Genomic DNA, 22,882 nt, shown 5'->3' on the forward strand with positions numbered 1-22,882 from the left:
ACCGGCTTTCGATCAGGCCGCCTTCTTCTCTTGCCGATATTTGTGCAGCAACGGCTCGGTATAGCCCGACGGCTGCGCCACGCCCTCGAAGATCAGCGCGCGCGCGGCGCGGTACGCAATACCGTCGGGCGTCAGCTTTTCGTACAGCGGATCGCCCGCATTCTGTGCATCGACCTTGGCCGCCATGCGCGCCAGCGCGGCATCGATCTGCGCTTCGCTGCAGACACCGTGGAGCAGCCAGTTGGCGAGCGCCTGGCTGGAAATACGGAGCGTTGCGCGGTCCTCCATCAGGCCGATATCGTCGATATCGGGCACCTTCGAGCAGCCGACACCCTGATCGATCCAGCGCACGACATAGCCCAATATGCCCTGGCAATTATTGTCGAGCTCGCGCGCGATCTCGGCCTCGCTCCAGTTGCGCCCGGTGGCGACGGGAATGTTCAGCAGCCGATCGAGCGACGGCACCGCCTCGCCCGCGATCTCGCGCTGGCGGGCGAACACATCGACCATATGATAGTGAAGCGCGTGCAGCGTCGCGGCGGTCGGCGACGGCACCCACGCAGTGTTCGCCCCCGATTTGGGGTGACCGATCTTCGCGTCGAGCATCGCTTTCATGAGGTCGGGCATCGCCCACATGCCCTTGCCGATCTGCGCTTTGCCCGAAAGCCCGCAGGCAAGGCCGATGCGGACGTTGCGGTCCTCGTAGGACGCGATCCAGTCGCTCGCCTTCATCTCACCCTTCGGGATCATCGGTCCCGCACGCATCGAGGTGTGGATTTCGTCGCCGGTGCGGTCGAGAAAGCCGGTGTTGATGAAGACGATGCGGTCGCGCACCGCCTCGATGCACGCGGCGAGGTTCGCGCTCGTGCGGCGTTCCTCGTCCATCACGCCAACCTTGATCGTGTGGCGGTCGAGGCCGAGCATATCCTCGACCGCGTTGAACAGGCGGTCGGTGAAACCGCATTCCTCGGGGCCGTGCTGCTTGGGCTTCACGATATAGATGCTGCCCGCGCGGCTGTTCTTGCGGCTGCCGAGGTTGTGCAGATCGTGGAGCGAGCAGAGGCTGGTGATCACCGCGTCACACAGCCCCTCGGGCGCTTCACTGTCGTTCGGCAGGCGGATCATCGGCGTGGTCATCAGGTGACCGACGTTGCGGACGAACATCACGCTGCGGCCCGGCAGTGTGAACGCCGTACCATCGGGCGCGGTCCAGCTGCGGTCGGGCTCCATCGCGCGCGTAACGGTGCTGCCACCCTTCGCGAAGCTTTCGGTAAGATCGCCGCGCATCAGGCCGAGCCAGTTGGTATAGCCGAGCACCTTGTCCTCACCATCGACCGCGGCAACGCTGTCTTCGAGGTCGATGATCGTCGTCAGCGCGGCTTCGAGGACGACATCGGCAATGCCAGCCGGGTCGGTCCTGCCGATCGCGCTGTCGGGGTCGATGACGAGTTCGATGTGCAGGCCGTTGTGCTTCAGCAATATCCCGCCGGGCTTGCTGCCTGTCCATTGCGAGGGATCGGCGAGCGCGAGCTGGCCACCCTGCCACTCGGCCCAGCTTCCCGATGCGAGCGGCACCGCCTCGTCGAGGAACGCCTTGGCGCGCGCGATCACAGCCGCGCCGCGAGTCGCGTCATACCCGCCCGGCTTCGCCGGCGCCGCGTCGAGCGCGTCGGTGCCATAAAAGGCGTCGTACAGGCTGCCCCAGCGCGCATTGGCGGCGTTCAAGGCGAAGCGGGCGTTGAGCGCGGGCACGACGAGCTGCGGCCCAGCCATCGTCGCGATCTCGGGGTCGACGTCGGCGGTCCCGACCTTGAACGGCGCGGGTTCGGGGACGAGATAACCGATCTCGCGCAGGAACGCCTGATAGGCGGCGGCGTCGTGCGCCTGCCCTTCCCGCGCGCGGTGCCAGGCGTCGATCTTCGCCTGCAGATCCTCGCGCTTGCCGAGCAGCGCGGCATTCTCGGGCGCGAACCGGCCGAGCAGATCGGCGAAATCGCGCCAGAACTTGGCGCTATCAAGCCCGGTGCCGGGCAGCGCCTTCGTCTCGATGAAATCGACCAGACGCGAATCGACAGAGAGGCCATTTCGGTCGAGAAAATCAGTCATTCAAGCACCCTTTGGTCAGCGCGATCGCGCAATGGAATCCGGGGAGGAAAGGGCCGCCGCCCTATGCCGCGAATGCAGCGGCTTGGCAATGGGGTGCCAATGCCCGCGCCGACCGCTATAGCCCCCGGCATGATACCGCGCGAACATCTCGGCACAGCGCCCGTCCCTGGCGGCGAAGCGCTTCACCTGTACCGGCGCGGCAAGGATTTCACGATCGCGCTCGACGGCAACGACCTGATGAGCACCCGGATGAGCGGCTCCGAGGTAGCGCTTGCCGAAATGAGCTGCGACCGGCTGCGCGGCGGCGCCGAAAAGGGTGGGGCCCCGCACCTGCTCATCGGCGGCTATGGCATGGGCTTTACCCTGCGCGCGGCCCTGGCGCGGCTCGGCCCGGATGCGCGCGTCACCGTCGCCGAACTGGTGCCTGAGATTATCGACTGGGCGCGCGGGCCGATGGCGGAGCTGACCGCCGGGGCGCTCGACGACCCGCGCGTCGAGCTGCGTATCACCGATGTGTCGGGCGTGATCGGCGGCGCGGCGCAATCGTTCGACGCGATATTGCTCGACGTCGACAACGGCCCCGACGGCCTGACGCGCGAGAGCAACGACCGTATCTATTCGATGGGCGGACTTGCGCGCGCGAAGGCCGCGCTGCGGCCCCGCGGACTATTGGCGATCTGGTCTGCCGCGCCCGACGCCAAATTTTCACGCCGCCTGAAAGAATCGGGCTTCGCGGTCGAGGAAGTCGTCGTGCGGGCGCGCAGCAACGGCAAGGGGCCGCGGCACATCATCTGGTTCGCGCGTGCCCTTTGACCGGCAATGACAGGGGGTCGCAAAGCCCGGTTCGGCTGGCTATAGCCATGCGATGACCAGCCTCACCGCCACCGAAAACGCGACGATCGAACGCGCCGCCAATGCGCCGATGCTCGCGCAGGTCGAACAATGGGCGGCCGTGAACAGCGGCACCGGCAACCTTGCGGGGCTCAGGACCGTCGCCGGTCATCTCGCCGATGCTTTTGCGGCGCTGCCGGGCGACATCCGCCTCGTCGCGTCCGATCCGGTCGAAAGCGTCGACGCCGCCGGCAACATCCGCACCACGCAGCGCGGCGACCACCTCCACCTTCGCGTCCGGCCCGACGCGCCGGTACAGTTGTTGCTGACCGGCCATATGGACACGGTATTTCCCGCCGATCATCCGTTCCAGACGCTTCAATGGCTCGAGCCCGGCGTGCTCAACGGCCCCGGCACCGCCGACATGAAGGCGGGCATTTCGGTGATCCTTGCGGCGCTTAAGGCGCTCGAAACCTCGCCGTTCGCGCCGCGTATCGGCTATGACGTGATGATCAACAGCGACGAGGAGACGGGCAGCCACGCCTCGGCCGCGCTGATCGCCGAGCTTGCGAAGGGCAAGACAGCGGCGCTGACCTACGAGCCCGCATTGCCCGACGGGGGCCTTGCCGGCGCGCGGCCCGGCAGCGGTAATTTCTCGGTGATCGTCCACGGCCTGTCGGCGCACGCCGGCCGCAACCCCGAGGACGGCCGCAACGCGCTGATCGCCGCCGCCGATCTCGCCCTTCGCCTTAACGCATTGAAATCCAACGATCTCAAGGTCAATCCCGCGAAGATCGACGGCGGCGGCCCGAACAATGTCGTCCCCGACCAGGCGATCCTGCGCATCAACCTCCGCCCTTCGACCCCCGAGGCCATGGCCGCCGCCGAAGCCGCGCTGCGCGGCACCATCGCCAACATCGAGCGCGACCACGACGTGCATTGCCACCTCCACGGCAACTTCAACCGCCCGCCAAAGCCGCTCGATGCCGCCGCGACGCGGCTGTTCGAGCTGGTGCGCGACTGCGGTGCCACGCTCGGCCTGCCGCCGATCCGCTGGAAAGCAACCGGCGGCGTGTGCGACGGCAACAATATCGCGGCATGCGGCGTGCCGGTGGTCGACACGATGGGCCCGCGCGGCGGCGCGATCCATAGCTCGGACGAATTTCTGATCGTCGACAGCCTCGCCGAACGCGCGCAGCTGTCGGCGCTGACCATGATGAGAATAGCGGAACGGGGGACTGTGTGAATTATGTGATCCGGGCGGCCAAGCCGGGCGACCTGCAGAGCATTTACGAGATGGCGAAGCTGACGGGCGGCGGCTTCACCAACCTCCCCCCCGACAAGAAGGCGCTGCGTGCGAAGCTGGAGCGCGCCGAGGCCGGATTCGCGTCGGAAAAGGAATATCCGGCCGACGAGCTGTACCTGATGGTGCTCGAGGATCTGGACAGCGGCGAGGTGCGCGGCACCTGCCAGATTTTCGGGCAGGTTGGCCAGCGCTGGCCCTTTTATTCGTACCGCATCGGCACCGACAGCAAGCATAGCGAACAGCTCGGCCGCACCTTCCACGCGCAGGTATTGATGCTGAGCAACGACCTCAACGGGTCGAGCGAGGTCGGCGGACTGTTCCTCCACCCCGCGGCGCGCGCCGGCGGCCTCGGGCTGCTGCTCGCCCGGTCGCGCTATCTGTTCATCGCGCGGCACCGCGCGCGCTTCGGCGACCGCATCCTCGCCGAGCTGCGCGGGGTGATCGACGAGGCGGGCGGATCGCCCTTCTGGGACGGGGTCGCGGGCAAATTCTTCGGGATGAGTTTTCAGGAGGCCGACCAGTTCAACGCGGTCCATGGCAACCAGTTCATCGCCGACCTGATGCCCAAACACCCCGTCTATATCGCGATGCTGCCCGAAACCGCACGCGCGGTGATCGGCGTCCCGCACCCGACAGGGCGCGCGGCGATGCGGATGCTGGAGAATGAGGGCTTCGCCTTCGAAAACTATGTCGACATTTTCGACGGCGGCCCGACGATGACCGCGCGCACCGATCAGGTCGCGAGCATCCGCGATGCGAAGCATGTCGAAGTGAGCTGCATGGCCGAGGGCGGCGAGGACGCGCTGATCGCGACCGGCCAGCTGCGCGATTTCCGCTGCTGTTTCGGCACGGTCGGCGCGGGTGGGACGATCGATCCCCATGCGGCAGAGGTGCTGGGGGTCGGGGTCGGCGATCCGGTCAGCTGGATCGGGAGGTAAGCCATGCTCACCGAAATCAATTTCGACGGCATCATCGGCCCGACGCACAATTATGCGGGGCTCAGCCGCGGCAATATCGCATCGGCGTCAAACGCGGGCGATGTGTCGCAGCCGCGTGCGGCGGCGTTGCAGGGCATCGAGAAGATGCGCCACAATATCGCGCTCGGCCTTCGCCAAGGCTTCTTCATGCCGCTCGACCGGCCCGACGCGCCGTGGCTCGAAACGCTGTGCACCTCGCTCGATACCGCCGAGCCGCACCTGCGCGCGCAGGCGTGGTCGGCCTCGTCGATGTGGGCCGCGAACGCAGCGACCGTCTCGCCCGCGCCCGATAGCGGCGACGGCAAATGCCACCTCACCGTCGCCAACCTCGTCACCATGCCGCACCGCAGCCATGAATGGCCGGGGACGCTGGCGCAGCTGCGCATCGCCTTCGCCGATCCGGCGTTCGCGGTGCATGGCCCGGTTCCCGCGCCCTTCGGCGACGAGGGCGCGGCGAACCATATGCGGCTCTGTTCGGGGCACGGATCGGCCGGCGTCGAAATCTTCGTTTACGGGTTGAGTGGCGGCCGCTTCCCCGCGCGCCAGCATATCGACGCGTCGAAGGCGATCGCGCGCAAGCACAAGCTCGATCCGGCGCGCACGCTGTTCATCCGCCAGTCGGACACCGCGATCCAGGGCGGCGCCTTCCACAACGACGTCGTCGCGGTCGCGAACGAGCATGTGCTGTTCACGCACGAAACCGCCTTCGAGGATCGCGAAGGCGCGCACGCGCAAATCCGCGCCGCCTTCCCCGATGTCGAGATCGTCGAGGTGCCCGCGAGCGCGGTCAGCCTGCCCGAGGCGATCAAATCCTATCTGTTCAACGCCCAGCTCGTCAGCCTGCCCGATGGCGGCATGGGGCTCGTCCTCCCCACCGAAGCGCGCGAGACGCCCGCGGTCTGGACCTGGCTGGAGGCACATGTCGCGGGCAACGGACCGATCCGCCGCCTGCTGCCGGTCGATGTCCGCCAGTCGATGGCGAACGGCGGCGGCCCCGCCTGCCTGCGCCTGCGCGTCGTCGCCGACCCGGCGACCGTCGACCCGCGCTTCCTCGCCGACCCCGCGAAGCTCGACCGGATCGCCGACGTCGTCGCTGCGCATTGGCCCGAAGCAATCGCACCCGGCGACCTCGCCTCGACGGCGCTGGTCCGTGACGTCCGGCGCGCGCGTTCGGCGTTGCTGGCGGCGCTGGGGCTGGAGGAATTGATCTAGACGGGCTTCGGCCGGAGGTGGACGTGACGCCTAAGCTAATCCGTTCGCATCGAGCGAAGTCGAGATGCCCCTCGGGCTAGGCGCAAGGCCGCCGGGTGTCTCGACTTTGCTCGACACGAACGGAAATAGAGGACAGCAGCTCCCCACCCCAATTTAGACATCCCCTCTTCGTCATCCCGGACTTGATCCGGGATCCAGCGCGGCGTTGAAGTCGTGGACCCCGGATCAAGTCCGGGGTGACGAATGTCTGGAATCCACCCCGAAGCCGCCATCACCCGCAAATAGGCCTTTCCTACATTATCCGGCTATGTCAGCGTTGATTCCGGCTCTTTCGTCTGGTGGATAAAAGCGGTCGCGGCTCAGCTTGCGGATGCGACCGCCGCAAGGTGTGCGGGATGCACTCGGCAATCCTCCAGTCCAAAGGCGAGGTCGCAATGGGCTGAACTTTCCTGAACTTTGGAATCCTCGACACGATGACGAACGAACGCAGGACAGCTTCCCATTCCAATCCGAACCGCCCCTTCCCTCCTTTGTCGGGTTAATTTACAGTTTACCATAAGCCCGGCGCGCCGAATCAAGGATTTGCGCCACTGGCACATCCCTTGCTTCGGGAGATGGTGATGCTGAAAAAAATCGGTCGCCTGTTCGTCATCAAGACCCGCTTCGAAGCGTGCCTGATCATTTATGCCCTTGCCGTCGGCGCCATGGCACGCGGCATGGCGTATATCGACCATTATCCGGGGGTCGGCGGCAAGCTGCTGCTACTCGCCTGCACCGGCTCGGTCTTCCTTGCCGGCGGGAAGATCTTCGACTGCCTGCGCTACGAAAAGGCGGCCGAGGCGACGAAGGTGGCCGATTGAGGCGGCGGACTTTCGTCCGTCACCAGTTTGTGCCAAGGCCGATCGCATGAGCAGGATCGGCGGGCGTCCCGAAATCAGCACCCAACATGTCTATGGCCTTACGCTGCGCGTCGCGCGCTGGCGGGCGGGTGCGTCCGGAACGCCGCTGCTGTTCCTCAACGGCATCGGCGCCGACATCGCCGCCGCCGCACCGCTGCTCGCGCAGATTCACGGCCGCGAGGTGTGGACGCTCGACATGCCGGGGGTCGGTGGGTCGCCCGACGCGATCCTGCCCTATAGCGCGCCGACGATGGCGGCGATCGTGATGGAGATCGCCGACCGGTTCGATCAAGCACAGATCGACCTTGCGGGATTCAGTTGGGGCGGCGCGCTGGCCCAGCAAATCGCGGTGCAGTTTCCGGGCCGTATCCGGCGGATGGTCCTGATGGCGACGACGCCGTCGGTCGGCGCGCCCGGCATCGGCTGGGCAGCGCTGCTCGACGACGACATGCTCGCCAGCGGGCTCAAGCTGCCGACCGCAACCCCGCTGGGCCTCACCTATCAGACCATGGCGATGGCGGGCTGGACGAGCGCGGCGATGCTGCCGCACCTCAAGAACACGCCCGTCCTCATCCTGATGGGCGAACGCGACGGCGTCGTCCCCGCGGGCCATGGGCAGGCGATCGCCGACCTGATCGACGGTGCGGCGCTGGAAGTGGTGCCGGGATCGCACCTCTTCCCCTTCACCCACGCCGCGAAGATTGCGACGCGGATCAGCGAGTTTCTGGATCGGCCGGAGGCGGCACAAGCCGCCGCTTGAGAAAATCGTCGATCGCCGCGGCGGTTTCGTCGGGCGCTTCCTCCATCGGCAGATGACCGATGCCGTCCAGCAGCACGACCTCCGACCCCGCGATGCGTTCGTGGAAGGTCTCTGCGGCGGTCGGGTTGATCAGCCGGTCCTTCTTGCCGAACAGGATCAATGTCGGCGCGGTGATCGCGCTCACCTGGCTCGCCATCGCGCGCTGGCGGTCCATCCGCGCACGCAGCACCGTCGCCTCGCGGTTGCCGGGGAAGCGGAGCAACTCCCAATAGCGATCGATCATCGCGTCATCGACGATGTCCTGCTTCTCGATCGATCCGCGCAGCGATTCCTCGACGAGCGAACGCGGCGTGATCTGTGTCGCGAGCCAGCGGCCGATGGGATATTGGAGGACGCGGAAGCCGACGTTCGACGGCGGCGCCTTTTCGCCCTTGCGCAGCGGCATTCCCGCGGCGTCGATCAGCAGCAGCGCGTCGATCCGCTCGGGCCGCGCCAGCGCATAGCGCCATGCGACCCAGCCGCCCATCGAATTGCCGCCGATGCTGAAATGGTCGAGCGCGAGCTTCGCCATCACGACATCGACCGCCGCCATCATGCCGTCGGCGCTGTAATCGGTGTCGGGGGTGGCGCCGGTGAGCCCATGCCCCGGCAGGTCGAGCGTCACGATGCGGTAGGTGCCTCCAAGCCGCTTGACCAGCGGCTCCCACGTCTGAAGGCTGGCGTTCGAGCCGTGGAGCAGCAGCAGCACCGGCCCGTCGCGCTTACCCTGATCGCGGTAGTGGACGCGCTGTCCCGCCGGCCCCGCAGCGAAGGCGGCGCCCGGCCCGCCATATTTGGCGATCATCGCGTCGCGGTCGGTGTCGGGGGTACGCAGAACGAGGAAGGCGACGACGATCGCGAGCAGCAGGCCGAGCGGGATCAGGACGCGCTTGCGACGGAACAGCGGACGCCGCGGCGGCAACGGTTCGAAATCATCCTCGTCGATCGTTTGCATATGCCCCCCTCCGAGCATGCGGACCCTAGCTCCGATGCCCGTCCCGTCAATCCACCCTATTGGTGAATCGGGCGGCGGAAGGTTTCGGGCAGGAACAACAGGCCGACGACGACGGTCGATGCCGCGACGATGACCGGATACCAGAGGCCGTAATAGACATTGCCCGTCGCCGCGACCATCGCGAAGGCGGTCGTCGGCAGAAAGCCGCCGAACCAGCCATTGCCGATATGATAGGGCAGCGACATCGCGGTATAGCGGATGCGGCTGGGAAAGAGCTCGACCAGAAGCGCCGCGATCGGGCCGTAGACCATCGTCACCAACAGCACGAGCCAGAAGAGAATTGCGACGACGAGCGGCTTGTTCATCGCGGCGGGAGCGGCCTTTTCGGGGTAGCCCGCGGCGGCGGTCGCGGCGGCGAGCTCCTTGCGGAACGCCTCGGCCGCGCCCGCGCGATCCTCCTCGGCAAGGCGCCAGGGATCCGGCGCGATCAGGATTCTCTTGCCGACCCAGACGTCGGCGCCCTCGCCCGTGATCCGCTCGCGCGTCACGCTTGTATAGCTCACCCCCGCCCTCGCCAGCGCCGATTTGGCGATGTCGCAGCCGGTGCTTTCGAACTTGTTCTTGCCGACCGGATCGAACTGGAAGGCGCACGAGCCGGGATCGGCGGTGACGGTTACCGCCGCGGCCTCCTGCGCCTTTGCCATCGCCGGATTGGCGGCGGTGGTGAGAAGCTGGAAGGTGGGAAAATAGGTGAGTGCGGCGAGCGCGCAGCCCGCGAGGATGATCGGCTTGCGTCCGATCCGGTCGCTCAGCCAGCCGAACAGGATGAAGAAGGGGGTGCCGAGCGCCAGCGCGATGGCGATCAGGATGTTCGCCGTCGCACCGTCGACCTTCAGCGTCTTCTCGAGGAAGAAGAGCGCATAGAATTGCCCCGCGTACCAGACCACCGCCTGCCCCGCGACCGCGCCGAACAGCGCAACGAGCACCCATTTGAGGTTCGCCCAGCGGCCGAAGGCTTCTGTCAGAGGTGCCTTGGAGGTCGTCCCTTCCTCCTTCATCTGCCTGAAGACCGGGCTTTCCTCGAGTTGGAGGCGGATCCAGAGCGAGACGCCGAGCAGCACGATCGAGATCAGGAAGGGAATGCGCCAGCCCCAGTCGGCAAACGCCTGTTCGCCCATCGCCGAGCGCGCCGCGATGACGACGAGCAGCGCCGCGAACAGCCCGAGCGTCGCTGTCGTCTGGATGAAGCTGGTGAAGAGCCCGCGTTTCCCCTCGGGCGCGTGCTCGGCGACATAGGTGGCGGCGCCACCATATTCGCCGCCGAGCGCGAGCCCCTGGAGCAGGCGGAGGCCGATGAGCATCGCCGGGGCCGCGGTACCGATCGAGGCATAGGTTGGCAGCAAGCCGACGAGAAATGTCGAGAGGCCCATCAGGCCCATGGTGACGAGAAAGGTGTTCTTGCGCCCGACGAGGTCGCCGATGCGCCCGAAGACGAGCGCGCCGAACGGTCTTACGGCGAAACCCGCCGCGAACGCCGCGAGCGCGAAAATGAAGCCGGTCGTCTCGTTGACGCCCGAAAAAAATTTCGCCGAGATGATCGTCGCGAGCAGGCCGTAGAGGTAGAAATCATACCATTCGAAGATCGTACCGAGCGATGAGGCAAGGATGACCTTGCGCTCGCTCTGGCCGCTATCGATGGGTGATGCTACCCCTGCGTCCGTCATTCGCTACCCCCTCGCCCAGTTATGGCGCGAAGGGTACCCGGTCGCGGACTTCGGTCAATGGCGCAGATGCACCAACCCCACAACTTCGTCATTGCGAGCGAAGCGAAGCAATCCAGAGCGGTTTAGCCCACCCTGGATTGCTTCGTCGCTACGCTCCTCGCAATGATGAGGGTTTTCGTATCAACCGACGCGCTTGACCGCGCCCTTGTGCGCACCGACACTCTTGTTGCGCGGGCGGAAGCGGCGCTTGCGCTGGCCATCGGCGCCTTCGCCGGTGGCACCGTCTCGGCGCGGACCGCGATCACCACGGGGCTTGTTCGCGTCGCGACCCCGCAAGGCTTCGTCGCGCTGGCGCTGCGGGTTGCGGCCCTGGCTGCCGGTGTCGCGCGGCGGCTGCGCCGGCTTGGGCAGGTTGCGTACCAGCTCGTTGAAATTCTCGGGCAGCGGCATCGGCTCGGACTTCGACCGCGTGACGCGCTCGATGTCGCGCATGTACGGACGCTCGTCGGGCGCGATGAAGCTGATCGCCTTGCCCTCGGCGCCGGCGCGCGCGGTGCGGCCGATGCGGTGGACATATTGTTCGGGAACGTTCGGGATCTCGAAGTTGATCACATGGCTGACGCCCGACACGTCGATGCCGCGCGCGGCGATGTCGGTCGCGACGAGCAGCTTGATGTCGCCCGAGCGGAAGGCCTGCAGCGCATGGGTGCGCTGCGACTGGCTCTTGTTGCCATGGATCGCCATCGCCTTGATGCCCGCGCCCGCGAGGTGGCGCACGACGCGGTCGGCGCCATGCTTGGTCCGGGTAAAGATCAGCGCGCGGTCGATGTCTTCGCGGGCGATGACCGAATGCAGCAGCGCCTGCTTTTCCTTCTGTTCGACGAAGGTCGAATATTGGCTGATCTTTTCGACCGTGGTGGCCGCGGGCGTTACCGACACCGTCACCGGATCTTCGAGGAACTGTTCGGCCAGATGCGCAATTTCCTTCGGCATCGTGGCCGAGAAGAACAGGTTCTGACGGCGCGAGGGCAGCAGCTTGGCGATACGGCGCAGCGAGTGGATGAAGCCCATGTCCATCATCTGGTCGGCTTCGTCGAGAACGAAGATTTCGACATCGTCGAGGCGCAGCGCGCGCTGGTCGATCAGGTCGAGCAGGCGGCCCGGGGTCGCAACGAGGATGTCGACGCCCTGCGCAAGGTCGCGGATCTGCTTGTTGATCGGTACGCCGCCAAAGACGGTCGTGACGCGCAGCTTGGTGAAGCGACCATAGTCGCGGCAGCTCTGCGCGATCTGCGCCGCGAGTTCGCGCGTCGGCGCGAGGACGAGCATGCGGCAGCTGCGCGGATTGGCGCGGTGCGGATAGGTCAGCAGATGATGGATCGACGGCAGCGAGAAGCCTGCTGTCTTGCCGGTGCCGGTCTGCGCAATACCGCAGAGGTCGCGGCCCTTCATCAGCGGCGGGATCGCCTGCGTCTGGATCGGGGTCGGGACGGTATAATCCTTGGCGGCGAGCGCGCGATTGATGTCGGCGTGCAGGCCAAAGTCGTTGAAAGTCGTCATAAAATACTCACATAGGGCGACGCGCAGGCGCATCCGTTCGCATCGAACGGACGGCGCACGGCCGCGGGTTCGAAACGACCCGCGTGAAAGGGTGCCTCAAGGGGACAAAGCGCTGATCCGGCTCGCCCGCGCCTGAAAATGGACGGGAAATCACGCTGCCGGTGGTTGCGGCGGGGAAACCCGCCATGCTGCGCTGCACAACATATGGCATAGCGTGCGCAATTTTGCAAGCCGGTTACGAATGTTAGTGTCGCTACGCCTTGTCGCCGCCCTTTTCTTTCGTCATCAAATGCGATGGAGGGAGAGCGATATGGCCGAAAAGATCATCGTCATCGACGAGGGCACGACCTCGACCCGCACGATGCTGTTCGATGCCGATGGCACCCCGCTCGGCAGCGCGCAGCGCGAGTTTCGCCAGCATTATCCCGGCCCCGGCCTGGTCGAGCATGATGCGGCCGAAATCTGGACCGCCACGCTCGACTGCACACGCGACATCGTCGAGCAGGCGGGCGGGGCGCATCAGGTGGCGGCGATCGGCATCACCAACCAGCGCGAGACCGTGGTATTCTGGGACCGCAAGACCGGCGAACCGCTCGCCCCGGCGATCGTCTGGCAGGACCGTCGCACCGCCACCGACTGTGCGGCGCTGAAGGAAGCGGGACACGAGGCGGCGGTGCAGGCGAAGAGCGGCCTGCTGCTCGATCCCTATTTTTCAGGCAGCAAGATCGGCTGGGCGCTGAAGCATTGGCCGCAGCTTCGCGATGCCGGCGACCGGCTCGCGGTCGGGACGATCGAATCCTACCTCGTCTACCGGCTGACCGGCGGCATCCACGTCACCGACGCGACGAACGCCTCGCGCACGCTGCTGATGGACATCAACGGCGCGGGCGGCTGGGACGCCGATCTGTGCGGCCTGCTCGGCGTGCCAATGGGCCTGCTTCCCGAAATCGCCGGCTGCACCACCACGGTCGGGACGACCGACCCCGACCTGTTCGGCGGCCCGATCGCAATCAGCGGCATGGCGGGCGACCAGCAGGCGGCGACGATCGGGCAGGCGTGCCTGTCGCCGGGTCAGACCAAGGCGACCTTCGGCACCGGTGCCTTCATCCTGTCGGCCAGCGGGCGCGAGCGGCCGGTGTCGACGAACCGCCTGCTCGCCACCATATTGGTGCAGGAGGGTGACGCGCGCTCCTATGCGCTCGAGGGATCGGTGTTCGTCGCGGGGAGCCTGATCAAATGGTTGCGCGACGGGCTCGGCCTGCTCGCGAGCGCGGGCGAGAGCGAGGGGCTCGCGCGGTCGGTTCTCGACAATGGCGGAGTTTATCTGGTTCCCGCCCTCTCCGGCCTCGGTGCGCCGCACTGGCGGCCCGATGCGCTGGCGGCGCTGTCGGGGCTCAGCTTTGCGAGCACCAAGGCGCATGTCGCTCGCGCCGCGCTCGAGGCGCAGGCGTATCAGGCTTATGACCTGAAATCGGCCTTCGCCGCCGACGGGGTCGACTGGGCCGAGCTGCGGATCGATGGCGGTATGGCGGCGAACGACTGGATGGCGCAGGACCTGGCCGACATTCTGGACATCGTGGTAGAGCGGCCCGGCTTCGTCGAAAGCACCGCGCTGGGCGCGGCGATGCTGGCGGCAACCGGCGCGGGGCTCTATCCCGACCTTGCCAGTGCCGCCGCCGCGATGCGCGGCACCGCGACGCGCTTCACGCCCGCGCTGGAGGCCGACAAACGCAAAACGCGCCTTGCCGGCTGGCAAAGCGCGCTTGCAAAAGTCCTCGGCTGAGGAAGCGAATTAGCGCTTGAGGGTGAGGCCACCGAAGCGCTTGTTGAACTTCGCAACCTGGCCGCCCGCGTCGAGCATACGGCCCGTGCCGCCGGTCCATGCCGGGTGCGCCGTCGGGTCGATTTCGAGCGTCATCACGTCGCCCTCTTTGCCCCAGGTCGAGCGCGTCTGATATTCGGTGCCATCGGTCATCTTGACCGTGATCATGTGATAGTCGGGGTGAATGTCTTTTTTCATGTCCTGGCTCCTGTGCCGCCGGTTACCGACCGGCGACTGAGTCGATGCTGTCCCCGTCACGGGGCCCGCGAAGCGGCGTCCCCTAACGGCGAATCTTGGAAATTGCAACACCTACGCTCGTCATCCCGGACCTGATCCGGGATCCATCGCAGGCGTTGAAGTTGTGGACCGCGGATCAAGTCCGGGGTGGCGAAAGGAGGTATCCCTCAGTCGCTCGGCGGATCGGCGATCATCGCGGTGAACTGGCACTCGGTCGCCAGTTGGCCGTCCAGCATCGCCTTGCCCTCGAACTTGCAGATGTTCCGCTTCGCCTGAAGGATGGTGACGTGCAGGTCGAGCAAATGCCCCGGCTCCACGGGCTTGCGGAATTTCACTCCGTCGATGCCCATGAAATAGACGAGCTTGCCCGATCCCGCGAGGCCGAGCGATTCGATCGCGAGCACGCCGCCCGCCTGCGCCAGCGCCTCGACGATGAGGACGCCGGGCATGATCGGCCGGCCGGGGAAATGCCCCTGGAAAAAGGGCTCGTTGATCGTCACCGCCTTGACCGCGTGGATCGAGGTGTCCTTCACCATCGAAACCACCCGGTCGACGAGCAGCATCGGATACCGATGCGGGAGCAGGCTCAGGATCCGGCGGATATCCACCGGGCCCAGAGTTTCGCCCGCGTTTTCCCCGTCCGCCATTTGACTTAGCGGGTCGTCGGTGCGCTGCCGGTCGGCGCAGCAGGAGCTGCGCCCGGCTGCGCGTTGCGCGCGGCGTCCATCAGCTGCTGGTTGCGCTGCTGGACGAGCTGGCCGGGCTGGTAGCCGGCGGGAACCGTGATCGACACGTTCGGCAGCAGGCGGTTGATTTCGGCGACGACAGCGTCGGTGATGTCGACGTTGTTTTCGCGCGCGAGGACGGCTTCGGGGTTGACCAGCAGGTCGACCTTCTTCGCGGTCATCGCGGCCTTGATCGCTTCGTTCATGCGAACGCTGATCTGGTCCTCGACATAGGCGACGGCCAGGTCGATCGGCGCGCTGATGCGCTGCAATTCGGCCGTCGCGGCCTGGCGCTTGTCCTGCACAGCCTTCGCGGCGGCCTGGAGCGCGGCCTGGTTCTGCGGGGTCTTCTTCGCTTCTTCGTTATATTTGGCGACGAGGACGTTGAGTTCGGCCTGCAGCGTCTGGCCGCGGGTTTCCTGCTGGTCGATCTGCGCCTTGTAGGTCGTCTGGATCTGCTGCGAGGCGACGGTGAAGGCGTTCGACCTGGCGGCGGCGGCGCGAAGGTCGGCGACGGCGACGGCCTTCGCCTGCGCCGCGGCGGGAACGGCGACGATGGGCGAAACCGACAGCGCGGCAATGGCGAGCGCCGAGGCGGTGAAAATTTTCTTCATCAGAATTGGGTTCCTACGTTGAATGAGAAGCGTTTGGTATCGTCACCCTCTTCTTTGCGGAGGGCGTAGGCGAAGTCGATGCGGAAGGGCCCGAACGGCGAGTTCCAGTTGACGCCGGCACCGATCGCCACGCGCGGCATCCAGGTGTTGCCATAGAAGCGTTCCTCGAACGGCGGGAGCGGCGAGAAGCCGTTCGCAACGTCGCAGGTCGAATAGAGCGGCGTCGTGCTGCCGGCCGTCAGGGTCGCGAAGGTCGTCTGGCCAGTTGTCGAGTTACGGCATTTCCACTTGGTCAGGCCGTCCGACGGATCCTTGAAATCGGCGAGCGTCGTCAGCGTCGGGCGCTTCACGCTCCACACCGACCCGACGTCGAGGAACACCGACGGACGCAGCCCGAGCTCCTTGGCGCCGGTGCCCAGCGGAATGTCCATCTCGATCCGGCCCTGATAATAGGCGCGGCCGCCGAGGGCATCGTCGATCAGGTTGTTGCGGTTGCCGAGGTCGTCGTTGAGCACCGGGTTGGCCGGGTCGGCCAGGTCGACGTCGGTGAAGCGGATCACGCGCGGACCGATGCCGCGGATGTCGAAGCCGCGCATCTGCGGTTCGCCGAGGAAGAAGCGGTCGGTCAGGCGGACCTTGTCGCTCGTCGGGCTCGGGGCGTTGCCGAACGGATAGATATAGCCACCCTCGGCCGAGATATTCAGGATGAAGCGGCTGCCAAGGTTGAAGTGCTTCGATCCCGACAGGCGCGTGCGGACATATTTGACGCTACCGCCGAGGCCGGCAAAATCCTGGCTGAGCGACAGCGACTGGCCGCGCGTCGGGCGCAGCCGGTTGTCGCGGTCGTCATAGGCGAGCGTGAAGCCGACGAGCGAGGTCGTCCGCGTACCGATCGCGTCGCACAGATAGCGGCCCGCGACGAGCGGATCGCACTGACCGCCGAAATAGTAGAGATTCTTGTCGAGCGTCACATCGTCATAGTTCAGGCTGTAGCGCCCGAAGAAGGACATGAACTCGGTCAGCGGCACGCCGACGTTGACCTGGAAACCCGTCGTCGTCTGCTCGAACGTCGTTTCGCGGTCGTTGTTGATGAAGTTGAACGAGTTGAGATCGCGGCGATAGACGCTGCCGCCGATCGAGATATTGCGGTCGAACAGATAGGGCTCGGTAAAGCCGAGCTCGATCGATTTCGAATAGCTCGAATAGTTAACCGACGCCTGGAGCTGCTGGCCGAGGCCGCGGAAGTTGCGCTGGCGGATCGAGGCCTGGAGCAGGAAGCTTTCGATCGACGAGAAGCCCGCCGACAGCGACAGCTCGCCGGTCGGCTTTTCCTCGACGTTGGTTTCGAGGATGATGCGGTCGGGGGTCGTCCCTTCCTTGCGCTCGATCTCCAGATTCTCCTGGAAATAGCCGAGGCTGTTGATGCGGTTCTCGGTGCGCTTGACGCCGAAGCTGTTGAAGGCGTCGCCTTCGTTGAGGCGGAATTCGCGGCGCACCACCTTGTCGTGGGTCAGGGTGTTGCCGTTGACGTCGATCCGTTCGACATAGGTGCGCGGGCTTTCGCCGACATCGAAGGTGATGTCCATCGTGCGCGCTTCGGGATCGCGGCGAAAATCGGGATTGATGTCCGCGAAGGCATAGCCGAACAGGCCGGCCGTCTCGCTGAGGCTTTCGACCGTATCCTCGACCTGCTTCGCATTGTACCAGTCGCCGGTCTTCATCGGCAGCAGTTTCTGCAACATCTCCGGCTTGAAGTCGCGCAGGTCGCTCTTCACGTCGACCTTGCCGAACTTGTAGCGTTCGCCTTCCTCGACCACATAGGTGATGATGAAGTCCTGCTTGTTGCTCGTCAGCTCGGCGACCGCCGAGATGACGCGGAAGTCGGCATAGCCGTTCTGCAGGTAGAAGAGACGCAGCTTCTGCTGGTCGTAGGCGAGGCGGTCGGGGTCGTAGCTGGTGTTCGACGACAGGATCGTGAGCAGCCCCGACTCCTTGGTCGCCATCTCGTCCTTGAGATCGCCGTCGCTGAACTTCTCGTTGCCGATGATGTTGATCTGGCGGACCTTCGACTTCGGCCCCTCGTTGATCTCGAACACCACGTCGACGCGGTTCTGGTCGAGCTGGACCATCTTCGGATCGACGGTCGCTGCAAAGCGGCCCTGCCGCTTGTAGAGCTCGATGATGCGCGCAACGTCGGCGCGGACCTTCGACCGGGTGAAGATCTGGCGCGGCGCAAGCTTGATCTCGGGCCGGATCTTGTCTTCCTTCAGGCGCTTGTTGCCTTCCAGGATGACGCGGTTGATCACCGGGTTTTCGGCGACCTGGATCGTCAGCGCGCCATTGTCGTCGCTGATCTGATAATCCTTGAACAGCTCGGTCGCGGCGAGATCCTTGAGCGCCTGGTCGAGCACCGAACGGTCATAGTTCTGGCCGACGCGCAGGCGCAGGTACGACAGGATCGTCTGCGCCTCGAGGCGCTGGTTGCCGACGATATTGATCGACTTGATCGTCGCGGCGGTCGGCGCGGCTTCACCCGAAGGCGCGGGCACGCTCGATGCGGGGACGGTGGGCGGTGCGACCTGGGCGGCGGCGGCAACAGGCCATGCCAGCATGGTTCCCGCCATAAACAACGCCGACCGCTGCGCCCGGCGCTTGAAATTCTGTGATGCCACGCTGTTCATCCCGCAAAACTAACTCAAAAGCGACCAACCCGCTTCCCCGCAGGTTGGCGCGCACTCCCTGCCCCAGTCCGGCTATCCAATCAAGCGCGCGATCCGGTCCCAAAGGCCGAATGAGCCCAAATCATTGAAAGTCACGACCAGCATCAGCGATACGATAGCGGCAAAGCCGAATCGAAACGCCCATTCCTGCGCCTGTGCGGGCGCGGGCCGGCGTCTGATCGCCTCATAGGCATAGAAAAGCAAATGGCCGCCATCGAGCATCGGCAATGGCAAGAGATTTATGAACCCCAGATTGATGGAGACGAAGGCGATGAAGAAGATCAGCGTCTCTGGCCCGAGGCTGGCCATCTCGCCCGATTGCTTGGCAATCCGCAACGGGCCGCCCATTTCTTTGACCGAGCGCTGACCTGTCACGAACTGGCCGAGAATGTGCCCGGTTATTCGCACCAGCCCCCACGTCTGGCTGGTCGCTGCCTGCACCGCGGCGACCGGTCCGACGGTCGTGTCGACCGGATTGGTCGGCAGGATACCGATAATCGCGCGTTCGTACTTGTTTCCGAACGGGTCCGTTTCGGTGACGATCTGCGGCCGCAGCGTCACGTCGAAGCGATCCCGACCGCGCTGGATGTCGAGACGCGCCGGCTTGCCGAGATCGTAACTGACCGCCATCCGGATATCTTCGAAACTCTCCATTGTTCTCCCGTTGATCGCGACAATGCGGTCGCCGACCTTTAACTTCGCTTCGGCGCCTGCGCTGTTCGGGGCGATGCTGCCGATGACCGGCGGAGTCTGCGGCACACCATAGGCCATGTTGAAGGCCGCGAAGATCAGGATCGCGAACAGGAAGTTGGTGACCGGACCCGCTGCCACGATCAGCGCGCGCTTCCAGACCGGCTGTGCCGGAAAGGTATGCGAGCGTTCGGCGGCGGGGAGCGATTGCCATTCGGCATCGGGCTGGCTCACCGCGTCGCGGTCGCCTGCGAACTGGACGTAGCCGCCGAGCGGCAGCCAGCCGATCTTCCACTCGGTCCCGCGCTTGTCGGTCCAGCCGAGAATCTTTCGTCCGAAGCCGATCGAGAAGGCATCGGCCTTCACCCCGCACCAGCGGCCGACGATATAATGCCCATATTCGTGGACGAAGACGAGCGGCCCGAGGACAAGCAGGAAACCGACGAAATAGAGCCAGACCGGCACGTTATGCATGTTCGTAATGGTCCACAAAATGCTGCGCAGCCGCGCGAGATGCGGCATCGACGCTGAATATGTCCTGAAGCGAAGCCGGCACTGCGGGCGCGTCTGCATCGATCACCCGGCGCACCGTATCGACGATCGCGGGGAAGGAGATGCGTCCGGCAAGGAACGCCGCGACCGCGACTTCGTTGGCGGCGTTGAGCTGCGCCGGGCGGGCGCCGCCCTCTGCGATTGCCGCGCGGCACAGTGCGGTCGCGGGAAAACGCTCCTCGTCGGGCGCCTCGAAGTCGAGCCGCGCGAGGCTGGCAAGGTCGAGCGGCGCGCATGGCGTCGCCATCCGCTGCGGCCAGGCGAGCGCGCTTGCGATCGGTATCCGCATATCGGGCGACCCGAGCTGCGCAAGGGTCGAGCAATCGACATATTCGACGAGACTGTGGATCACCGACTGCGGATGGACGAGGATTTCGATCCGGTCGAGTCCGACGGGGAAAAGATGATGCGCCTCGATCAGTTCGAGCCCCTTGTTCATCATCGTCGCCGAATCGACGCTGATCTTCGCGCCCATCGACCAGTTGGGATGCGCGACCGCCTGCGCCGGGGTGACGGTCCGCATCTCCTCGGCGCTCCTGGTGCGGAAGGGTCCGCCGCTCGCGGTCAGGATGATCCGGCGCACCTGCTCGATGCGGCCGCCCGCAAGGCACTGGAAGATCGCATTATGCTCGCTGTCGATCGGCAGGATCGTCGCGCCCGCTTTGCGCGCTGCCGCGATCATCAGTTCGCCCGCCGACACCAAAGATTCCTTGTTGGCAAGCGCGACGTCATGGCCCGCTTCCAGCGCGGCCATCGTCGGGGCGAGCCCCGCCGTGCCGACGATCGCCGCGAGAACCAGATCGGTCGGCCGGGTCGCCGCTTCGGTCAACGCCGCCGCCCCCGCCGCGACGCCGATATTCGTGCCGGCGAGGGCCTGCTTCAGCGCATCGTATCGACCCTCGTCGGCGATCACGACAAGCTCGGGACGGAATTCGAGCGCCAGCCGCGCCAGTTCGTCCACGTCGCTGTTCGCGGTCAGCACATCGACCCGCCACGCCTCGCGATCGCGGCGGACGAGATCGAGGGTCGATTGCCCGACCGATCCCGTGGCGCCGAACAAGGAAAGGCGGCGCGTCATCTCAGCCGGCCGCCCGCACCGCGATGTGCCCCGCGAACGCCAGCGCCCCGAGCAGCAGCGCCACGGGCAGCAGCCCGTCGACGCGGTCGAAAAGGCCGCCATGTCCGGGGATGAGCTTGCCCGAATCCTTGACCCCGGCGCGGCGTTTCATCCAGCTTTCGCCAAGGTCGCCGAGTTGCGCGAGCAGCCCCATGAACAGGCCGATCCACAGCGGCACGCCGACGATGCCGCCGCGGTCGCCGATCGTCGCGCTGGCAACGAGCGCGGCAATCATGCCGCCGATCAGCCCCGACCAGGTCTTTGACGGGCTGATCTTCGGCGCGAGGCGCGCACCGCCGAAGGCGCGGCCGGCGAAATAGGCGCCGATATCGGTCGCCCAGACCATGCCGAAGACCCAGAGCGCGGCGGTCATGCCCAGATGCTCGCGGATGAACCAGAGTCCCGCCATCGCGCCGAGGATCGCGACCGGGCCAAGCGCCGTCAGCGCCGCCTTTGCCCCGCCGCCGAGCCCCATCGCGCGCACGAGCGCGAGCCATTCGACCACGACGAGCGCGCCGCCGACGAGCAGCAGCAGCCCGAATGCGATACCGCCGAACCACAGCGCGATGCCCGCGATCGCGAACAGCACGATCGCCGATCCCACCCGCGTCAAAAGGTCCGACCTTGCAGCAGCCATATCCTAAAGCCCCCCGTAGCGGCGCTCGCGCCGCGCAAAATGATCGAGCGCCGCCTGCAGGTCGGCGGGCTTGAAATCCGGCCACAATTTGTCGGTGAAATAGAGCTCGGCATAGGCCGACTGCCAGAGCAGGAAGTTCGACAGCCGCACTTCGCCCGAGGTGCGGATGAGGAGATCGAGCGGCGGCAGGTCGGCGGTGTCGAGATGCGCCTCGATCGCCTCGGCCGTGATCGGACCGTCGGCCGCGGCGGCGTTCGCCGCGCGCACCAGCTCGTCCTGCGCGCCATAGTTGAGCGCGACCGCCAGCGTGGTGCGGCTGTTGCCCGCCGTGCGTTCGAGCGCGCCTTCGATCAGCTCGACGACATCGGGTGCCAGCGCACGCCAGTTGCCGATGATCTTCAGTCGCACGTCATTCGCGGCGAATTCGTCGAGGTCGGAGAGGATGAAGCGCTTCATCAGCCCCATCAGGTCGCTGACCTCTTCCTCGGGCCGTTTCCAATTCTCGGAACTGAAGGCGTAGAGCGTCATCGCCTCCAGCCCCATTTCGCCAGCGGCGCGCACGATCGTGCGCACCGCCTCGACACCGGCCTTGTGCCCGGCGACGCGCGGCAGAAAGCGCTTCTTGGCCCAGCGGCCGTTGCCGTCCATGATAATGGCAACATGGCGCGCGCCGTGACGGGGATCAGACACGGGCCAATTCCCCAAGCGATGGCGAGGGGCTCGTTCGAGCGCCGCGGGACCCGACGCCAAGCAGGGGCCTCGACTTCGCTCGGCATAGCCCCTCGTCTTCGCGCGGGGATACGGAAGCTTTTGACCAAAACGTCGCGCGAACAGGCACTAGCCCAGGATTTCCTTTTCCTTCGCCGCCGCCGCCGCATCGATCTCTGCAATCGTGCTGTCGGTGAGCTTCTGGACGTCGGTTTCCGACCGCTTGCGCTCGTCCTCGCTGATTTCCTTCTTGTTCTCGTCGGCCTTCAGATTGTCCATGCCGTCGCGGCGGACATTGCGGACTGCGACGCGCGCCTTTTCGGCATATTGCCCCGCGAGCTTCGACAGCTCCTTGCGGCGCTCCTGCGTCATTTCGGGGATCGGCAGGCGGAGCAGCTGGCCGTCGACGATCGGGTTGAGGCCGAGGCCCGCCGAACGGATCGCCTTGTCGACCGGGCCGACGTTCGCCTTGTCCCACACCTGCACCGCAAGCATCCGCGGCTCGGGGACGCTGACCGACGCCACCTGGTTCAGCGGCATGTGGCTGCCATAAACTTCGACCGTGATCGGATCGAGCAGCGCCGTGTTGGCGCGGCCGGTGCGCAGGCCCGCAAGGTCGTGCTTCAGCGATTCGACCGCGCCGTGCATCCGGCGTTCGAGGTCGGCCTTGTCATATTTCGGCATCTGTCTT

Annotated in this window: 20 protein-coding genes; 7 read left to right on the forward strand and 13 right to left on the reverse strand. The window is 65.9% G+C overall.

The features are described 5' to 3' along the window. Window positions 1–12: 12 nt before the first annotated feature. A complete protein-coding gene (locus tag QOL68_RS15560; protein ID WP_282949931.1) occupies window positions 13–2,106 on the reverse strand; it encodes a malate synthase G in 2,094 nt (697 codons plus the stop codon). Between the two features lie 129 nt (window positions 2,107–2,235). Here QOL68_RS15560 and QOL68_RS15565 point away from each other — a divergent pair, with 129 nt between their 5' ends. The 6 genes from QOL68_RS15565 to QOL68_RS15590 all read left to right on the forward strand — a co-directional run bounded on the left by QOL68_RS15565 (window position 2,236) and on the right by QOL68_RS15590 (window position 8,091). Next, entirely contained in the window at window positions 2,236–2,919 is a 684-nt protein-coding gene (locus QOL68_RS15565; protein WP_282949930.1) for a spermidine synthase, read from the forward strand. A gap of 52 nt (window positions 2,920–2,971) precedes the next feature. Then, window positions 2,972–4,183: a hydrolase gene (locus QOL68_RS15570; RefSeq protein WP_282949929.1), complete on the forward strand. Its 1,212-nt coding sequence runs from the start codon at window positions 2,972–2,974 to the stop codon at window positions 4,181–4,183. Then, window positions 4,180–5,181 carry an arginine N-succinyltransferase gene (locus tag QOL68_RS15575; protein WP_282949928.1) on the forward strand — a complete coding sequence of 334 codons (1,002 nt, stop codon included), beginning with the start codon at window positions 4,180–4,182 and terminating at the stop codon, window positions 5,179–5,181. Before QOL68_RS15570 ends, QOL68_RS15575 begins: the two co-directional genes overlap by 4 nt. 3 nt (window positions 5,182–5,184) lie before the next feature. Further along, a complete protein-coding gene (locus tag QOL68_RS15580; protein ID WP_282949927.1) occupies window positions 5,185–6,432 on the forward strand; it encodes an N-succinylarginine dihydrolase in 1,248 nt (415 codons plus the stop codon). 620 nt (window positions 6,433–7,052) lie between these two features. Then, window positions 7,053–7,292: a hypothetical protein gene (locus tag QOL68_RS15585; protein ID WP_282949926.1), complete on the forward strand. Its 240-nt coding sequence runs from the start codon at window positions 7,053–7,055 to the stop codon at window positions 7,290–7,292. Between the two features lie 46 nt (window positions 7,293–7,338). Next, on the forward strand, window positions 7,339–8,091 hold the full coding sequence (locus tag QOL68_RS15590) for an alpha/beta fold hydrolase (protein ID WP_282949925.1): 753 nt from the start codon (window positions 7,339–7,341) through the stop codon (window positions 8,089–8,091). Here the strand turns inward: QOL68_RS15590 and QOL68_RS15595 are convergent. The 3 genes from QOL68_RS15595 to QOL68_RS15605 all read right to left on the reverse strand — a co-directional run bounded on the left by QOL68_RS15595 (window position 8,045) and on the right by QOL68_RS15605 (window position 12,369). Continuing rightward, the gene (locus QOL68_RS15595) at window positions 8,045–9,085 is read right to left on the reverse strand and encodes an alpha/beta fold hydrolase (RefSeq protein WP_282949924.1); all 1,041 of its coding nucleotides are present in this window, start codon (window positions 9,083–9,085) and stop codon (window positions 8,045–8,047) included. The genes QOL68_RS15590 and QOL68_RS15595 overlap by 47 nt on opposite strands. Window positions 9,086–9,141: 56 nt before the next feature. Then, window positions 9,142–10,809 carry an MFS transporter gene (locus tag QOL68_RS15600; protein WP_282949923.1) on the reverse strand — a complete coding sequence of 556 codons (1,668 nt, stop codon included), beginning with the start codon at window positions 10,807–10,809 and terminating at the stop codon, window positions 9,142–9,144. A 180-nt stretch (window positions 10,810–10,989) separates the two neighbouring features. Next, a complete protein-coding gene (locus QOL68_RS15605; protein ID WP_282949922.1) occupies window positions 10,990–12,369 on the reverse strand; it encodes a DEAD/DEAH box helicase in 1,380 nt (459 codons plus the stop codon). Between the two features lie 310 nt (window positions 12,370–12,679). Here QOL68_RS15605 and QOL68_RS15610 point away from each other — a divergent pair, with 310 nt between their 5' ends. Beyond that, window positions 12,680–14,152 (forward strand): glycerol kinase, encoded by a 1,473-nt coding sequence (locus QOL68_RS15610; RefSeq protein ID WP_282949921.1) that lies wholly within the window; start codon window positions 12,680–12,682, stop codon window positions 14,150–14,152. Window positions 14,153–14,161: 9 nt separating this feature from the next. Here the strand turns inward: QOL68_RS15610 and rpmE are convergent, their stop codons facing one another. From rpmE to frr, 9 genes are all read right to left on the reverse strand, one after another. After that, window positions 14,162–14,389 carry a 50S ribosomal protein L31 gene (gene rpmE / locus QOL68_RS15615; protein ID WP_058457605.1) on the reverse strand — a complete coding sequence of 76 codons (228 nt, stop codon included), beginning with the start codon at window positions 14,387–14,389 and terminating at the stop codon, window positions 14,162–14,164. Between the two features lie 206 nt (window positions 14,390–14,595). Then, window positions 14,596–15,075: a 3-hydroxyacyl-ACP dehydratase FabZ gene (gene fabZ / locus QOL68_RS15620; protein WP_282949920.1), complete on the reverse strand. Its 480-nt coding sequence runs from the start codon at window positions 15,073–15,075 to the stop codon at window positions 14,596–14,598. 5 nt (window positions 15,076–15,080) lie between these two features. Then, window positions 15,081–15,767, reverse strand: coding sequence for an OmpH family outer membrane protein (locus QOL68_RS15625; protein WP_058457607.1), 687 nt, complete (start codon window positions 15,765–15,767; stop codon window positions 15,081–15,083). Then, window positions 15,767–18,448: an outer membrane protein assembly factor BamA gene (gene bamA, locus QOL68_RS15630; protein WP_282949919.1), complete on the reverse strand. Its 2,682-nt coding sequence runs from the start codon at window positions 18,446–18,448 to the stop codon at window positions 15,767–15,769. The genes QOL68_RS15625 and bamA overlap by 1 nt, the downstream gene beginning before the upstream one ends. 72 nt (window positions 18,449–18,520) lie before the next feature. After that, the gene (gene rseP / locus QOL68_RS15635) at window positions 18,521–19,651 is read right to left on the reverse strand and encodes an RIP metalloprotease RseP (RefSeq protein ID WP_282949918.1); all 1,131 of its coding nucleotides are present in this window, start codon (window positions 19,649–19,651) and stop codon (window positions 18,521–18,523) included. Beyond that, window positions 19,644–20,807 (reverse strand): 1-deoxy-D-xylulose-5-phosphate reductoisomerase, encoded by a 1,164-nt coding sequence (locus QOL68_RS15640; RefSeq protein WP_282949917.1) that lies wholly within the window; start codon window positions 20,805–20,807, stop codon window positions 19,644–19,646. The genes rseP and QOL68_RS15640 overlap by 8 nt, the downstream gene beginning before the upstream one ends. A 1-nt stretch (window position 20,808) precedes the next feature. Continuing rightward, the gene (locus QOL68_RS15645; RefSeq protein WP_058457264.1) at window positions 20,809–21,483 is read right to left on the reverse strand and encodes a phosphatidate cytidylyltransferase; all 675 of its coding nucleotides are present in this window, start codon (window positions 21,481–21,483) and stop codon (window positions 20,809–20,811) included. 3 nt (window positions 21,484–21,486) lie between these two features. Beyond that, complete coding sequence (gene uppS / locus QOL68_RS15650) at window positions 21,487–22,173, reverse strand: polyprenyl diphosphate synthase (RefSeq protein WP_282949916.1); 687 nt, start codon at window positions 22,171–22,173, stop codon at window positions 21,487–21,489. A gap of 147 nt (window positions 22,174–22,320) precedes the next feature. Beyond that, on the reverse strand, window positions 22,321–22,875 hold the full coding sequence (gene frr / locus QOL68_RS15655) for a ribosome recycling factor (protein WP_058457263.1): 555 nt from the start codon (window positions 22,873–22,875) through the stop codon (window positions 22,321–22,323). Between the last annotated feature and the right edge of the window lie 7 nt (window positions 22,876–22,882).

Source organism: Sphingopyxis sp. Geo25 (genome assembly GCF_949769135.1).
In the GTDB taxonomy this organism is placed as follows: domain Bacteria; phylum Pseudomonadota; class Alphaproteobacteria; order Sphingomonadales; family Sphingomonadaceae; genus Sphingopyxis.

Coding starts and splice junctions, on each gene's coding strand:
- frr (WP_058457263.1), bottom strand. CDS start 22,875: ATGCCGAAATATGACAAGGCCGACCTCGAACGCCGGATGCACGGCGCG.
- fabZ (WP_282949920.1), bottom strand. CDS start 15,075: ATGGCGGACGGGGAAAACGCGGGCGAAACTCTGGGCCCGGTGGATATC.
- QOL68_RS15585 (WP_282949926.1), top strand. CDS start 7,053: ATGCTGAAAAAAATCGGTCGCCTGTTCGTCATCAAGACCCGCTTCGAA.
- QOL68_RS15605 (WP_282949922.1), bottom strand. CDS start 12,369: ATGACGACTTTCAACGACTTTGGCCTGCACGCCGACATCAATCGCGCG.
- QOL68_RS15625 (WP_058457607.1), bottom strand. CDS start 15,767: ATGAAGAAAATTTTCACCGCCTCGGCGCTCGCCATTGCCGCGCTGTCG.
- QOL68_RS15595 (WP_282949924.1), bottom strand. CDS start 9,085: ATGCAAACGATCGACGAGGATGATTTCGAACCGTTGCCGCCGCGGCGT.
- bamA (WP_282949919.1), bottom strand. CDS start 18,448: ATGAACAGCGTGGCATCACAGAATTTCAAGCGCCGGGCGCAGCGGTCG.
- QOL68_RS15610 (WP_282949921.1), top strand. CDS start 12,680: ATGGCCGAAAAGATCATCGTCATCGACGAGGGCACGACCTCGACCCGC.
- QOL68_RS15600 (WP_282949923.1), bottom strand. CDS start 10,809: ATGACGGACGCAGGGGTAGCATCACCCATCGATAGCGGCCAGAGCGAG.
- QOL68_RS15560 (WP_282949931.1), bottom strand. CDS start 2,106: ATGACTGATTTTCTCGACCGAAATGGCCTCTCTGTCGATTCGCGTCTG.
- QOL68_RS15590 (WP_282949925.1), top strand. CDS start 7,339: ATGAGCAGGATCGGCGGGCGTCCCGAAATCAGCACCCAACATGTCTAT.
- QOL68_RS15640 (WP_282949917.1), bottom strand. CDS start 20,807: ATGACGCGCCGCCTTTCCTTGTTCGGCGCCACGGGATCGGTCGGGCAA.
- rseP (WP_282949918.1), bottom strand. CDS start 19,651: ATGCATAACGTGCCGGTCTGGCTCTATTTCGTCGGTTTCCTGCTTGTC.
- rpmE (WP_058457605.1), bottom strand. CDS start 14,389: ATGAAAAAAGACATTCACCCCGACTATCACATGATCACGGTCAAGATG.
- QOL68_RS15565 (WP_282949930.1), top strand. CDS start 2,236: ATGATACCGCGCGAACATCTCGGCACAGCGCCCGTCCCTGGCGGCGAA.
- QOL68_RS15570 (WP_282949929.1), top strand. CDS start 2,972: ATGACCAGCCTCACCGCCACCGAAAACGCGACGATCGAACGCGCCGCC.
- QOL68_RS15580 (WP_282949927.1), top strand. CDS start 5,185: ATGCTCACCGAAATCAATTTCGACGGCATCATCGGCCCGACGCACAAT.
- QOL68_RS15645 (WP_058457264.1), bottom strand. CDS start 21,483: ATGGCTGCTGCAAGGTCGGACCTTTTGACGCGGGTGGGATCGGCGATC.